Below are 16292 nucleotides of genomic sequence, written 5' to 3' on the forward strand. Positions count from 1 at the left end.
AACAATTATAAAATATAAATAAAAATATTAGGAGGAATTATTATGTTTAACTTAAGAAACAGAAACTTTTTAACTTTGATGGACTTTACTCCAAAGGAAATAAACTACTTTTTAGATTTAGCTGCGGATTTAAAAAAAGCTAAGTATGCAGGTACAGAACAGCAGAACTTAAAAGGTAAAAATATCGCTCTAATATTTGAAAAGAGTTCTACAAGAACAAGATGTGCTTTTGAAGTAGGAGCACTTGACCAAGGAGCACATGTAACTTACCTTGGACCTACAGGAACTCAAATTGGTAAGAAAGAGTCTGTAGCAGATACAGCGAGAGTTCTTGGAAGAATGTATGATGGAATAGAATATAGAGGATATGGTCAAGAAGTTGTTGAAGATTTAGCTAAATATGCAGGAGTACCTGTATGGAACGGTTTAACAACGGAGGATCATCCAACACAAATTCTTGCAGATTTTTTAACTATAAAAGAACACTTTGACAAACCATTAAGTGACATTTCATTTGTATATGCTGGTGACGGAAGAAACAATATGGCGAATGCATTGATGATAGGTGCTGCTAAAATGGGTATGGACTTTAGAATCGTGTCACCTAAGAGCTTATTCCCAGAAACAGCATTAGTTCAAAAATGTAATGAAATTGCGAAAGTTACAGGAGCAAAAATAACTATTACAGATAATGTGGATACAGGAGTTAAAAATGCAGATGTAATATACACAGATGTATGGGTTTCCATGGGTGAAGCAGATGAAGTTTGGGCATCAAGAATAAAATTATTAAGACCATACCAAGTTAATATGGAAATGCTTAATAAGACAGGCAATAAGAATGTTAAATTTATGCATTGTCTACCAGCATTCCATGACTTAAAGACTATCGTAGGAAAAGAAATATTTGAAAAATATGGTCTTGAAGGCTTAGAAGTTACGGATGAAGTATTTGAAAGTAAACATTCTATTGTATTTGATGAAGCAGAAAATAGGATGCATACAATAAAAGCTGTTATGGTTGCTACACTTGGAAACTAGCCTAAAATAATTTACAATTATAAACTTTGGTGAGGGTAATATTATTACTCTCGCCAAATTCCAATATTACTAGCAGGTTAGAAGGAGATTATAAAATGGCTGATAAATCTAAAAAACTAGGCGTATTTTCACTAACAGCACTAGTTATTACTTCCTCAATAGGTGCTGGCATATTTAATATATCAGGTGATTTAGCATCAGGTGCTGCTGCAGGACCTGCAATTATTGCATGGATAATTGTTGGCTTTGGTATCTTAATGTTATCATTATCTTTTAACAATTTATTATTAAAAAAACCTGAATTGAATGGTATATTCAGCTATGCAGAAGATGGTTTTGGGAAATTTGGAGGGTTCATTAGTGGATGGGGGTATTGGTTATCCGCATGGCTTGGTAATGTAGCATTTGCTACAATGCTTATGAGTACACTTTCATATTTCTTCCCTGTCTTTGGAAATGGTCAAAATGTTGCCTCAATTATTGGTGCAAGTATTATTATGTGGATACTTACCTACATAGTTAATAGAGGCGTTGAGGAAGCTGCTGTTATAAATACAGTAGTTACCATATTTAAATTAATACCTATCTTTTTATTCATAGTAATAGGTATTGTAGCTTTTAAGGTGGATTTATTCACAAATCATTTTTGGGGTAACATATCTACTAATTTTAAGTTGTCAGATATATTCTCACAAGTTAAAAGTTGTATGATGGTAATGATGTGGGTTTTTGTTGGTATAGAGGGAGCTTCTATGTTATCTTCTCGTGCTAATAAAAAATCTGAAGCTGGAAGAGCAACTATTCTTGGGTTAATAGGGTTATTAACTATTTATATTCTTGCTTCAATGATTCCTTATGGTGTTATGAGTAAAGATCAGTTAGCGAAATTAGCTACTCCTTCAATGGCTTATATCTTAAAAGATATTGTTGGACCTTGGGGAGCTGCATTTATAAACGTAGGTTTAATAATCTCGATTTCAGGTGCATGGTTATCTTGGACGATGCTACCATCTGAAACAACTCTTTTAATGGCTCGTTCAAAGTTATTACCAAAAGTATTTGGTAAAGTAAATAAGGCTGGTGCACCAACTTTTTCTTTAATTATCACAGCGGCATTAACTCAATTGTTTATTTTTACTTTCTTATTTACAGATAAGGCATACCAATTTGCTTATTCTCTTTGTACCGCTGCAATACTCGTATGTTACTTATTTGTTGGATTGTACCAATTTAAAATATCTTATCTAAACAGACATGAAAAAGGACAAATAAAACAAATAATAGTAGGGTTAATTACTGTGATTTTTGAAATATGGGCAATAGTAGTTTCAGGACTAAACTATACTTTACTATGCCTTATAGCTTATATTCCTGGAATTGTGTTTTTTGCCATGGCTAGAAAAGAAAACGGTGAAAAGGAATGGCTAACAAAGAGACAAGCTATATTAACTGCTTTAATTGTTATAGGATCAATATATATCATTTATCAATTAGCTACAGGAAAAGTTGCTATTTAAATTATTGAAGGAGATGATTTAATATGAACATTGCAAGTTTTGGCGTTGAAGAATGGTTAAATGTTTGGGAAAATGATGCTATTTATGATATAGCAGGAAGTTCGATTGCATCATTTTCATTAGAAGAAATAATATCTATAGATGGTACAACTACAAAGGAATTTTTTAATGGACTATTAAAAACAAAAATGAACTATGGATGGATAGAGGGTTCTCCAGGGTTTAAAAAAGAAGTTAGTAAACTATATAAAAATGTTCCACCTGAAAATATTCTACAAACAAATGGAGCAACTGGTGCAAATCTTTTAGCAGTATACTCATTAATTGAGCCCGGTGATCATGTAATTTCGATGCATCCTAGTTATCAACAATTATATGATATTCCAAAGTCTTTTGGTGCCGAAGTAGAATTTTGGGAAATTTATGAAGAAAATGATTGGTTGCCAAAGCTTAATGAACTAAAAAAATTAGTACGTCCAAATACAAAATTAATTTGTTTGAATAATGCAAACAATCCTACTGGAACTATATTTGATGATGACTTTCTTAAAGAAATAGTAAAAATTGCGAGTAATGTTGGTGCTTATATTTTAGTTGATGAAGTATATAAACCTTTGGACTCATCAATTATCGTTTCTTCAATAGTAGACTTATACGATAAAGGAATTTCGACTAACAGCTTATCAAAAACATATTCGGTTCCAGGAATACGTGTTGGTTGGATTGCTAGCAATACAGAACTCGCAGATTCATTTAGAAAATATCGTGACTATACTATGATTTGTGCGGGCGTTTTTGATGATTATTTAGCTGTTCATATATTAAAAAATAAAGAATTGGTCTACGATAGAAATAAAAAAATTGTTCATACGAATTTAGAGATTGTTAAGGAATGGGTTAAAAATGAGCCACGTGTTTCATTAGTATTTCCGAAATATGTTTCTACATCATTTATTAAATTAGATATACCGATTGATGTTGAGCAATTTTGTATAGATATTCTAAAAGAAAAAGGGGTCCTTTTAGTACCTGGCAATCGTTTTGATGTTCCGGGACATGCTAGATTAGGTTACTGTACACATACAGAAATATTAAAAAATGGATTAAAAGAGTTATCTGCTTATTTAAGAAAGTTTGATAAATAATCTAATCTGAAATGATTTTTTATGAAAATAGTATATTTTAGATTAGGTATGAAAGGAGAAATTAATATGTCAAGAATAGTAATTGCACTTGGGGGGAATGCCCTTCAAGCAAATCCGAAAGATACTACAGCAGAAGCGCAGTTAATAACAGCAAAACAAACTTCAGAGACTATTGTAGATTTAATTGAAGAAGGCCATGAGGTTATTATTGCTCATGGTAATGGACCTCAAGTAGGTCAACTTGTAGCTACTTATGAAGCCGCAGCTTCTATAAATGCAAATAGTCCAGTAATGCCATTCCCTGAATGCGGTGCTATGAGTCAAGGATATATAGGCTACCATTTACAACAAAGTATTAGGGCAGAGATGAGAAAAAGAGGAATAAATAAAGAAGTTGCTACCGTAATTACTCAAGTAATAGTAGATGCAAACGACCCGGGATTTAAGAACCCAACTAAACCAGTAGGTTCTTTCTTTACACAGGAGCAGGCTAATAAATTAATGACTGAAAAAGGATATACAATGAAGGAAGATTCTAATAGAGGTTGGAGACGAGTTGTGGCATCTCCATTACCAATTGATATAGTTGAAAAACCTATTATTAAAACATTAGTTGATGCTGGACATATTGTTATAACTGTTGGTGGAGGAGGTATACCTGTAATTGACACAGGTAATGGTAACCTTAAAGGAGTACCAGCTGTAATAGACAAAGATTTTGCTTCTTGTAAAATAGCGGAATTAATAAATGCTGATCTTCTTGTTGTGCTTACAGCAGTCGAGCAAGTTGCTATTAACTTTGGCAAACCAAATCAAAAGAACCTTTCAAAAATAACAGTAGAAGAAGCTAAAACTTATATGAAAGAAGGACAATTTGCTCCTGGTTCCATGCTTCCAAAAATAAAAGCTGCTCTTATATTCGTCGAAGCAAAAGAGGGGAGAAAAGCAATTATAACATCCCTTGAAAAAGCTAAGGATGCAATAAGAGAAGTAGCGGGTACAATAATAACAAAATAGATTAAAATTAAAGCATAAGATTATATTTATATATAACTTCATCCTATTGAATGGAATCAACTGAAAAATAGTTGATTCCATTCAATGGGGTGATTTTTTTGAATGAAATCAAATACAAATATAATAAAAAATAATTATTTTACTAAAACTATTGAAATTTTACTAAAACAATGATAACCTATACATATAGAGAAACACGAAAACTATTTATTATAGGGAGGAATTCAATTATGATTAATAAATTAAAAGATATGTTTAAGAGGGTTTATAAAAGCGAGGCTGAAAAGGTTTTTTTCGCTCCAGGTAGAGTGAATTTAATAGGAGAGCACACAGATTATAACGGTGGTAATGTTTTTCCATGTGCAATAACTTTTGGTACTTATGCATTAATTAAAAAGCGAACTGATAAAAAGATAAGATTTTATTCGGAGAATTTTGAAGAATTAGGAATAATGGAAATAAACATAGATGACATGAAGTATAACAAAGAGCACGATTGGGCAAATTATCCTAAGGGAGTAATTTGGGTTTTTGAAAATAACGGTATGAAAATAGATAGTGGATTTGATATATTATTTTACGGGAATATACCAAATGGTGCAGGATTATCTTCTTCAGCATCTATTGAGGTAGTCACAGGTGTTGTTTTAAAGGATTTATATAATTTTGACCTTAGTATGATAGATATCGTTAAGTATAGTCAAAAGGCAGAAAATGAATATGTAGGTGTAAATTGTGGTATTATGGATCAATTTGCTATAGGTATGGGTAAAAAAGACAAAGCAATATTATTAGATACAAATACATTAAAATATCAATATTCAAGCATAAAACTTGATGGAGCATCTATAGTAATATCAAACACGAATAAAAGAAGAGGTCTTGCTGATTCTAAATATAATGAAAGAAGATCAGAATGTGAAACTGCTCTTAAAGATTTACAAAGCGAACTTAAAATCAATGCTCTTTGTGAAATAAATGAAGATGTATTTGAAAAAAACAGACATCTTATAAAAAATGAAGTTTGTGCAAGACGTGCAAAGCATGCTATTTATGAGAATCAAAGAACTTTAAAAGCTGTAAAAGCACTTGAAGATAAAGATATAAAATTATTTGGTGAGTTAATGAATAAGTCGCATGTATCATTAAGAGATGATTATGAAGTTACAGGAATAGAACTAGATACTTTAGTTGAAATTGCATGGAAAATGCCAGGTGTAGTTGGGTCAAGAATGACAGGAGCTGGTTTTGGTGGATGCACAGTAAGTATAGTTAAAGATGAATTTGTAGATGATTTCATTAAAAATGTTGGGGAAGAATATAAGAAGAAAATAGGATACGAAGCAGTCTTTTATGTAGCTCAAATAGGTGATGGTGCAAGAAAACTATAACAGCTTCGCAGATGATGAAAGCAGCACCGAAGGTGATGACTTGCAGCTTCGAAGAAGATGAAACTACTAGGAGATGATAACATGGCAGTAAACATTTCAAGTGAGGTCCAAAAGTTACTTTATTATGCAATAAATAAGCAATTAATAACTCCAGAGGATTTAATATATACAAAAAACAGACTTCTAGAAACTTTATCTTTAGATGAAATTAAAGAAGAAAATATTGAAGATAAAGAATATGAAGTGCAACAAGTTTTGGATAATATAAATAGGTGGGCGTACGACAATAAAGTAATAAATGATGATGGCATAATTGCCAGGGATTTATTTGACACAAAAATAATGGCTTGTTTAATAGGAAGACCATCAGAAATAATAAAAGAATTTAAAAGGCTTTATAAGGAAAGTCCAAGAAAAGCAACGGATTATTTTTATAAATTAAGTATAAGTTCAAATTATATAAGATGGGAAAGAGTGCAAAAGGATTTAAAATGGAAAGTAGCAACAAGTTATGGAGATATAGATATTACTATTAATTTATCTAAACCTGAAAAGGATCCAAAAGAAATTGCCAGAGCTAAAAATTTAAAATCAAGTGCTTACCCTTCCTGTTTGCTTTGCAAAGAAAATGAGGGTTATGCAGGTAGAATAAATCATCCAGCTAGAGGAAATCACAGGCTTATACCTGTTATATTAGATAAAGATAAATGGTTTTTACAATATTCTCCTTATGTTTATTACAATGAACATTGTATAATATTAAATGGTGAACATGTGCCAATGAAAATATGCAAGGAAACATTTAAAAGGTTACTAGATTTTGTGGAGCAATATCCACACTATTTCGTAGGATCTAATGCAGATCTTCCTATAGTTGGAGGATCAATATTAAGTCATGATCATTTCCAAGGTGGAAACTATGAATTTGCTATGGCAAAGGCACCTATAGAGGAAGAATTTAATGTTAAAGGATACGAGGGAGTAACAATTGGTAGAGTTAAGTGGCCTATGAGTGTTGTTAGAATAAATGGTAAAGATAAGGAAACACTTGTAAAACTTGCAGATCACATTTTGAAAGAGTGGAAGAATTATTCTGATGAGAGCGTGACCATAAGTGCATTTACGGGTGATACTCCACATAACGCAATAACACCTATAGCTAGGAGACGAGGAGAATCATACGAGATAGATTTAGTTCTAAGAAATAATAGAACATCAGCTCAGTACCCAGACGGAATTTTCCATCCTCATAAGGAGTTACACAACATAAAGAAAGAAAATATTGGACTCATCGAGGTTATGGGACTTGCAGTTTTACCAGCAAGATTAAAAACAGAGATAAAAGAGCTAAGTTATTATTTAGTAAATAATAAAGATAAAGATATATTTAGGGAACTAGATAATAAAGAGGACCTTATAAAACATAAAGAATGGGCAATAAAGCTTGTTCAAAAATATTCAGATATTAATGAAAAAAATGTTGATGAAATATTAAAAAAAGAAATAGGTATTGTATTTTCAAACGTCCTAGAACAAGCTGGAGTATTTAAAACAGATGTTAAGGGAAAACAAGCTTTTAATAAATTTATTAATAGTTTATAGAGAAATGGTTTAAAACATTTCAAAAGGTCATTAAAGAGTGGATTATACAATAATTCACTCTTTAACCATAAATTAGAGAAATAAGATTTTAGTATTGTCAAAATAACGAAAAGGCAAGTGAGTGTGAAATTAATGGTAACAATAAAAGATATAGCAAACAGCGCTGGAGTATCAATTGCTACTGTATCAAGGGTATTAAACTTTGATGAAAAATTAAATGTAACGGATATTACAAAACAAAGAATATTTCAAGTTGCTGAGGAATTAAACTATGTTAAAAAAAATGATAAAAACATTAAAAAAAGTACATTTAAGGTTGCTATAGCAAATTGGTACACTGAAAAAGAGGAAGTACTAGATCCATATTATTTATCTATAAGACTAGCTGTAGAGAAAAAATGTGCTAGTGAAAATATAGAAGTGGTGAAATTATCACCGCTTTTTAATATAGGTTTAAAAGAAGTAGATGGGATTATAGCTATTGGCAAATTTGGGATTAGGGAACTGGAAAAGCTTAAAACAGTATCAGAGAATATAGTATTTGTTGACTCGTCACCTGAAAGTGATAGTTATGATTCTGTAGTGTGTGATTTAAAGTATGCAACTATTAATATATTAAATTATTTAGAGAAGCTCGGACATAAAAATATTGGCTTTATTAGTGGAATAGAATACGTTAATGATGGTAAAGATATTTTTGTGGATAGGCGTGAGAGAACATATAAAGAAGAAATGCGACTTAGAGGAATAGATTATAAAACTAATTTGTATATAGGTAAATTTACACCACAAAGTGGTTATGAACTCATGAAAAAGGCGTTAGAAGATAAAAACGATATAACGGCTTATATAGTAGCTAATGATTCTATGGCAATAGGAGCTTATAGAGCTATAAGTGAAGCTAACCTCCAAATACCAGAAGATATAAGTGTAATATCATATAATGATAATATAACATCACAGTTTATAGTACCTCCCTTAACTACAGTAAAAATATATATGGAGTTTATGGGAGAAACTGCTGTAGAGTTAATAATTGAGCAGTTAAAAGATGAAAGAGAAATAGCTAAAAAAGTAGTTATACCAACAAAAATTATAGAAAGAGGTAGCTGCTCGCAAATTAAAAAAAATTTATAAAGCAGTTTGCTTTTTAAATAAGCCGTACCCTCTAAATAAATGGGGTACGGCTTATTGTATATATAGTTTGATTATTCTTCCTTTAATGTTTTTATAATTTGATTAAGTGTGTCTTCTTCACCCACACCGGTTAGTAGGGATATAGCTGGTATTATATGGACATTTATTTCTGATACATCAAATGTACCTGTTGTTACTAATAAATCATAATCTGGGACTATTGACTGAACATCTGTAAGTTTACAGGGAGTTATAATTACATCTATACCTTCCTTTTCACAAATTTCTTTGATTTTAACTGCAACTACCGTTGAGGTTGCTATTCCAGTTCCACAAGCTACTAATATTTTTTTCATTTTAAATTCCTCCTAGGTTATGATAATTTTTTATTATTAACTAAATATGGTTTTATTGTATTTAAAACTTCCTCAATTGAGGGAGCGTTAACAATTGATTTTAAGGCCTTAGGATTTTTAATAAGTTTAACTATTTTTTGTAACATTTCAATGTGACCGTGAGGTTCTTTTAGAGCTAGCATTATAATAATTTGTACATTTAATTTGATATTATTATCCCCCATAGATCTAAATTCTACTGGACTTTTAAGGATGCCTATAGATAAGGCTGCCTTATTTACTAAAGTATGAGTTGCATGAGGTATAGCTATTTTAATATCTAATGATGGTAGAGCGGTAGGATACTTTTCTTCCCTTTCGATAATAGCTATTTGATATTCTTTTTTTATATAACCTTTTTCATATAGTTTTGAGGATAAAAAGTTTAAAGCTTCTGTACTATTTAAAAATTCTAGATTCCTAAATACTAAAACGTTTTCATAACATAATTCTAAATTCATATCGCATCATCCTAACATAGTTTTACCGTAAAGGTATACATAATTTAATTTAATCCACAAATCAATTATATAGTAAAAATAAATCTATAACAACCAATTTCATTAAAATAATTAGTACAAATATAACCTAATAATTACATAAACTACATATTTTTAAACATAAGATGTAATTTATAGTTAATTTATAGACTTTTATGTAAAATAACTAGGATGATTTTTGATTTAAGAGTTACTAGAGGAAGCAAAGGATTTATTTAACGCTTAATCATATAAAAAAAGAAATTAAAGGGAATTGTATATAAATGTAGAATATTAGAATACATGTAAAAATTATAGAAATATTAATGAAAGGACTGATAAAGCTGAGGTGTTTTGATACATATAAAGGATTACCTAAAAGTATTTATATTTTATTTTTAGCACAAGTCACAAATCGTTTTGGGGATTTTGTTTTACCATTTCTAACTTTATTTTTAGTTAAGAAAATGGGATTTGACTATAAGAGCGCAGGATTTGCAGTAATGCTTATTACATTATCATCAATTCCGGGATCAATCGCTGGAGGAAAAATTGCAGATCACATTGGACGCAGAAAATCATATGCTATATTTCAATTTAGTGCAGGTTTTTTTTTGCTTTTATGCGTGTTCACTAAAAGCCCTAATATTATTATAACGCTTGTTTGTATATCTTCATTTTTCAATGGAGGTGTTCGGCCAATTATGTCAGCAATTATAGCGGACGTATTGCCTGCCGAAAAAAGGCAGATTGGCTTCTCAATATCATATCTAGGAATTAATTTAGGAGCGGCTCTTGGACCACTAGTAGCTGGATTTTTATTTAGTCATTATATACCGCTTATATTTATAGGTGATGCAGTTACTTCATTTGTGGCTGTAATTCTAGTAGTATTAAATATAAAAGAGACATTGCCAGATTGCAATAACGACGAATGTATTAGAAATGAAGAAAAATGTGAGGATGGTAATGTTTTTACAGCTTTAATAAAACGTCCTAAAATTATAATTTTTCTAATTATTAATATATTTTTAAGTTTTACTTATACTCAGAACGTTTTTTCACTACCGATTATGTTAGATAATGTCTTTGGAGGTAGTGGAGCGAGAAATTATGGCATCCTTATAAGCTGTAATGCTATAACAGTTCTCGTTATGACTATCTTTATAACAAATAAAATAAGAAATTGGAATCCATTAAGTGCAATTGCAATGTCAGGAATCCTGTATGCAATTGGATTTGGAATGATTACATTTATCCATTCAATGCCATTATATATTATATCAACGCTTATATGGACAATTGGAGAAATTATGAATGCGACAAATTTTGGAGTATATATATCAAATAATACTCCGCAAAATTTTAGAGCAAGATTTAATGCAATTACATCATTAAGTTTTGCAATAGGAGGGGCTCTTGGCACATCACTTATGGGTAAATATATGGATGGGTTAGGGGTTAACGCAGTGTGGCCATTGGTTTTCTTTTTATCACTATTTGGAGCTTTAGGGATGTACATTCTAAAAATAAAGTCGGAAACAAATATAGAGAAAAGAGTGGAATGTTTAGAGGCTTACGAGGATATTTAGTAGATTAATTAAAAAATGAGCAATAATCAAAGAAACAATTATTGCTCATTTTTATTATCTAGCTTATTGTAGTAGAGCAAGGCTCTAAAACAACAATTTTGTTTCCTAATTTCTGATTTTTCCAATTAAATACTACACAGGAATCTAATTTAGGATCATACATATTAACAGCTTCATCTTTTAGAAACATTTTAAGATTAAATGCTGTATATATGAAAGCTGCTTTTTTCTTATTAACGCTTGTGTATTTTCTCATATTAATTAATCCTGAAGCTGTACCAGCTAAATGAAATGATGGATCGTAAAGACTATTACGACTATCAGATACAATTAATTTTACGTTTTGTCTAAGCTTTGACATAAGCTGTCTTATGAGACTCATGCCACGTCCTTGAGGAAGGTCTATATCTGTTATTCCAAAACTTAAACTCTCACAAACTTTACTCCATAATTCCCTATCACATTCTTTGTCAATTTCTAAACAATCACCAAGAGTTATAGACTCAAGATATCGAAGATCATGGAAAACGTTACAATCTTCTATAAGATCACAAAAATCAATTATAACAGGTTTATCTTCAGTTATAATAATATTATCTCCTTGAAAATCTCCATGTGCGTATGCAGTAAGACAAGTTACAGTTAAATCATCCCAAACATTTTCATTATTAAAATAATAATAGGGGTTAGGGAGTATAACGTCAGTTCCATCTAAAGATATCCATTTTATGTCTTTATCTACCCCAATTGATTTAAAAGCTTGTACATATTTATCGTCCATGTATCTATATGAAAGTTCATTTTTAATGATTTCCATTGGAGAAATGAATTTTTTTACATGTTCTTTATTCCAAGTAAATAAAAATTTAGTAATTGACGATAGTATACTATCTTTAAGTTCATCTTCATTTAGAATTTTGTCCAAAAATGTCTCACTGTTATATATATCATCTCCTGCTAAGTCATATAAGTTAACATATAATATAGCTTTGTTTTTGTCTTGAATTTTATAACTAGCTATAAGTTTGGCAATATACTTTTGCATATTGTTAGTTGATGCTAAGTCATAGGCTTTCTGAAACACCTTTCCTTCATTACTTTTAGTTACCTTTAAAATACCTACACGATTTGCGGGTCCATATTCAACCATAAATACTCCGGCCTCAGATCGACCACTTTTGAATGTTTTTAATACTTGAAAAGGAGCAGTTTTATCTTTTGTTTCTTCACCTATTTTATTTATTTGATTTATCACATCTACAATCTTCATATATTATCTTTAGCTTGCAAAGTACTTTAGTACTAAAAGTACTATACTCACTAAATTAATCACTTCCTTTTTATATATTGTTTTTTCTTATATTCTTTTCTTAATATATTCTTTTTTAAATAACATTAATTAAATATATTATATTATAATCACAAGGATTACACAATTGATTAAGCAAAATTAACTACACTAATATTTTCAAAAATAACAAATGATATTAGTTGTTATTTTTAGCTTTTAATCTTACAAAATTGTAAGATAAATTTTGTATTTGTAAGTGAAGTGACATGGAGTGCAAGGGATACCAGTTGTATAATATGGTTATAGTGATTTAAAAAAATAAATACGTGTAGTGTATGCTACGCGAGATGTAATGAGGAGAGATATAAATGGAGATTTTAAAGGTAAAAAACTTAAATAAAACATATGGCACCGGTGAGAATAAGGTGGAGGCACTTAGAAATATAAATTTAGTAATTAATAAAGGGGAATTTGTAGCAATTGTTGGGGCATCAGGTTCTGGTAAAAGTACACTTCTTCATTTGCTAGGTGGACTCGATAGACCAACCGCTGGTAATGTAGTTATTGATGGAGAAAGTATTTATGATTACAAAGAAGAAAAACTTGCAGTGTTTAGACGTAGAAAAATAGGTTTTGTGTTTCAGTTTTATAATCTACTGCCTATTTTAGATGTAGAAGAAAATATAGCTCTTCCAGCGTTACTCGATAATGATAAAGTTGATAAAGTTTATTTAGAGGAGTTAATCAAGGTGCTTGGTCTAAGCGAGAGGAAAAATCACCTTCCGTCAGAATTATCAGGTGGACAACAACAAAGGGTATCAATTGGTAGAGCTGTATTTAACAAGCCATCAATAATACTTGCAGATGAACCAACAGGAAATCTTGATACTAAGAATTCAAAAGACGTTATGGAATTATTAAAGTTTACTGCTAAAAAATATAATCAAACACTAATACTTATTACACATGACCTTAATATAGCAAATATGGCGGACCGGGTTATTACTATTGAAGATGGCGAAATAACTACGGATAAAAACTTAAAAATAAATTAGGGGGGAGGGAAAAAATGATAACTAGTTATAAACAGCTTACAGGAAAATATTTAAAGAAAAATAAGAAAAGAACGGTGCTTACGATTATCGGAATAATGTTATCAGTTGCACTTATATCAACAATAGGACTTTTCTTTAAAGGAATGCAGGATGCCGAGATACAGGATGCAATTAATAGTGGGGGTTCTTATCATATAGCATTCCAAAAAACAAATGAAAAATTAATTTCTAAAATAGTTAATAATCCTAAAGTTTCAAGGTTTGGATTTTATACTATGAGTAAAGAAATAAACATAGGTAATAAATTAAATGTTAATATAATAACCGCAACAGATAAGGCATTAGAACTTTTTCCCTTTAATGCAAAGGTAGGTAGATTACCAGAAAAACAAAATGAAGTGGCAATGGAAAATTGGGTATCATCACATATTGATAAAAATGCTAAAGTTGGAGGGGAAATTAAGGTTAATAATAAAGAATACACTCTTGTAGGAATACTCGAGGATAATGTACAAAATCAGATAGAGGGCAATGGAATAATTTTATCAAAGAACAATAATATTAACAAAGCGAATGCAGCTTTACTCGTAGAAATAAGCTCCAAAACAAATTTAAAAACTGCGGTAAATGAATTAAAGCAGTTAGGTGATAAAAATTCTGTTAAGGAAAATACGTATTTGCTGCAAATGCTTGGAGCAGGAGATGAAAGTTCAAGGCTCGGGGGCTTATATATAACACTTGCAATAATAATTGGAATAGTTTTAATATCAACTATAGCAGTAATATATAACTCCTTTCAAATAAGCATTGTGGAAAGAATTAAGCAGTTTGGTCTCTTAAGAGCGATTGGAACTACCCCAAGGCAGATTAGAAAGATTGTGTTAAGAGAAGCAACAATATTAGCAATAATAGCTATTCCACTAGGACTGATATGTAGTCTTATAGCTATAAATGGAATAATTTTAGCATTTAAATTAATAGGTGCAGATTCAGTTATTCCTATAAAAATTTCAATATCACCTATGGTTTTAAGCATAAGCGCAGCAGTGGGACTTTTTGCAATATATCTATCAGCACTTGTGCCAGCATATTTTGCAGGTAGGATTTCACCACTTAATGCGATAAGTGGTAGAACTTCTATAACAAAGGAGAAAATAAAGAGAAGAAAAAATAGAGTAGTTCAAAAAATATTTGGATTTGAAGGAGCACTTGCTGCTAAAAATATAAAGAGAAATAAAAAAAGATACAGAATAACTGTTTTTTCTATAGTGATAAGTGTGGTGTTATTTGTTACATTTAAATCTTTCATGGATATGTCACTTAATATATCAAGTGATCTTAATGAATCGAAAAATATTCACTTCTCAGTTGTAGCAAATGGTAAAGATACAGGTAAAACAATAATAGATAATAAAACAGAAAATGATGTTAAACAAATGGAGTCAGTTAATAAGGTGTATAGAGTTTATGATTCATATAGTGTTGATGGGTTAATTAACAAAAATAGTGAGGTTAAGGAAATTAAGGACATAGGTAATGTATATCAAAAAACAACTTTAGATGGAGTGGAGAAAACCCTTATAAGAAGTTCTATTGTTATATATGATAAGGATTCACTTGAGGCTTCTAAAAAATATTTACAATCAGGAAAGATTGATATAGAAAAATTAAACAAAGAAAATGGAGTAATCTTAATTAACAAAAATGTAGTATATAATCAAAATACAAAGAAAAATTATTATGGACCAATAGCAGATGTAAAAGTAGGCGATGAAATAGTCCTTCAACATGATGAAAATGGAGGCAGTAAATCCAATAAAACAAATACGAAATTTGATAAGAAAAAATTAAAGAAAGTAAAAATTATGGCAATTTTGAATAGTGATCCTTTTAATTATAGAGGATCATCGGATGGGCTAAAAATAATTACAATAGAGAAAACAGGTGAAGAATTAATAGGCATAAATGACATTAAACCTACCGCTTTAAATATAGTTCTAAAAGATATAAAAAGCGAGGAGGCTAGTAAAACAGGTATAGAAAATGTAACAAAATCAAATTCATCTTTAATGGTAATAAATAATATAGATAATAATAGAAAAAGTAAATCTACAATATTAATGGTTAAAATATTATTGTATGGATTTGTATTGGTAGTTTCATTAATAGGAAGTGTTAATATTGTAAATACGTTAACAACTAATATTATCCTTAGAAAAAGAGAGTTCGCTACACTAAAATCAATTGGTTTAACTCAAAAGGGGTTAAAGAAAATGATAGTCCTTGAAGGGCTTCTGTATGGAGTTGTTGGTGCAGTTTATGGGTCTATTGTAGGAACTGGAATATCATACCTGCTATTTAAATCAATGGGCGATTTTAGAGAATTTGGATGGATGGTTCCTTGGCAGGCGATAGGTATTGCAACAGCAGCATCTCTAATTATTGGATATATATCTGTATTATCACCATTATCAAGAATTAAACAATCAAATTTAATAGAATCAGTAAGAGAAGATTTTTAGGGAATTTATAACTTGTTTTTATTTAGTCACCTTTTGGATATATATCACTTAACAAATTAAACATTTAAGTAACAATATCCCATTATTTTATGTTAATATTATATTGTC

The 16292-nt window shown here is 30.2% G+C and carries 13 protein-coding genes; 10 read left to right on the plus strand and 3 right to left on the minus strand.

All coding sequences use genetic code 11. The features are described 5' to 3' along the window. The first annotated feature begins 39 nt into the window (after positions 1-39). The 7 genes from argF to LL038_RS00425 all read left to right on the plus strand — a co-directional run bounded on the left by argF (position 40) and on the right by LL038_RS00425 (position 8850). Entirely contained in the window at positions 40-1041 is a 1002-nt protein-coding gene (gene argF / locus LL038_RS00395; RefSeq protein ID WP_216119764.1) for an ornithine carbamoyltransferase, read from the plus strand. 95 nt (positions 1042-1136) lie between these two features. Then, positions 1137-2558, plus strand: a complete 1422-nt coding sequence (gene arcD, locus LL038_RS00400; RefSeq protein ID WP_216119523.1) for an arginine-ornithine antiporter — start codon at positions 1137-1139, stop codon at positions 2556-2558. Between the two features lie 23 nt (positions 2559-2581). Further along, positions 2582-3703 (plus strand): aminotransferase, encoded by a 1122-nt coding sequence (locus tag LL038_RS00405; protein WP_216119524.1) that lies wholly within the window; start codon positions 2582-2584, stop codon positions 3701-3703. A 66-nt stretch (positions 3704-3769) separates the two neighbouring features. Then, positions 3770-4720, plus strand: a complete 951-nt coding sequence (gene arcC, locus LL038_RS00410; RefSeq protein ID WP_216119525.1) for a carbamate kinase — start codon at positions 3770-3772, stop codon at positions 4718-4720. 230 nt (positions 4721-4950) lie between these two features. Beyond that, entirely contained in the window at positions 4951-6111 is a 1161-nt protein-coding gene (locus LL038_RS00415; protein WP_216119526.1) for a galactokinase, read from the plus strand. Positions 6112-6192: 81 nt separating this feature from the next. Further along, positions 6193-7713, plus strand: coding sequence for a UDP-glucose--hexose-1-phosphate uridylyltransferase (galT, locus tag LL038_RS00420; RefSeq protein ID WP_216119527.1), 1521 nt, complete (start codon positions 6193-6195; stop codon positions 7711-7713). A gap of 132 nt (positions 7714-7845) precedes the next feature. After that, positions 7846-8850, plus strand: coding sequence for a LacI family DNA-binding transcriptional regulator (locus LL038_RS00425; protein WP_216119765.1), 1005 nt, complete (start codon positions 7846-7848; stop codon positions 8848-8850). A gap of 71 nt (positions 8851-8921) precedes the next feature. On the opposite strand, the gene LL038_RS00430 is transcribed toward LL038_RS00425, so the two are convergent. Both LL038_RS00430 and LL038_RS00435 read right to left on the minus strand, forming a co-directional pair. Then, positions 8922-9206: a PTS sugar transporter subunit IIB gene (locus LL038_RS00430; RefSeq protein ID WP_216119528.1), complete on the minus strand. Its 285-nt coding sequence runs from the start codon at positions 9204-9206 to the stop codon at positions 8922-8924. Positions 9207-9223: 17 nt separating this feature from the next. Further along, a complete protein-coding gene (locus tag LL038_RS00435; RefSeq protein ID WP_216119529.1) occupies positions 9224-9706 on the minus strand; it encodes a PTS sugar transporter subunit IIA in 483 nt (160 codons plus the stop codon). 344 nt (positions 9707-10050) lie between these two features. Here LL038_RS00435 and LL038_RS00440 point away from each other — a divergent pair, with 344 nt between their 5' ends. Continuing rightward, complete coding sequence (locus LL038_RS00440) at positions 10051-11316, plus strand: MDR family MFS transporter (protein ID WP_216119530.1); 1266 nt, start codon at positions 10051-10053, stop codon at positions 11314-11316. Between the two features lie 58 nt (positions 11317-11374). Here LL038_RS00440 and LL038_RS00445 read toward each other — a convergent pair whose 3' ends face one another. Then, complete coding sequence (locus LL038_RS00445; protein WP_268055963.1) at positions 11375-12571, minus strand: hypothetical protein; 1197 nt, start codon at positions 12569-12571, stop codon at positions 11375-11377. 404 nt (positions 12572-12975) lie between these two features. On the opposite strand from LL038_RS00445, the gene LL038_RS00450 reads away from it, so the two are divergent. Continuing rightward, on the plus strand, positions 12976-13662 hold the full coding sequence (locus tag LL038_RS00450; protein ID WP_216119532.1) for an ABC transporter ATP-binding protein: 687 nt from the start codon (positions 12976-12978) through the stop codon (positions 13660-13662). A 14-nt stretch (positions 13663-13676) separates the two neighbouring features. Beyond that, complete coding sequence (locus LL038_RS00455; RefSeq protein WP_216119533.1) at positions 13677-16184, plus strand: ABC transporter permease; 2508 nt, start codon at positions 13677-13679, stop codon at positions 16182-16184. The last annotated feature ends 108 nt before the right edge of the window (positions 16185-16292 follow it).

This window comes from Clostridium estertheticum, from assembly GCF_026650985.1.
Lineage (GTDB): Bacteria > Bacillota > Clostridia > Clostridiales > Clostridiaceae > Clostridium_AD > Clostridium_AD estertheticum_C.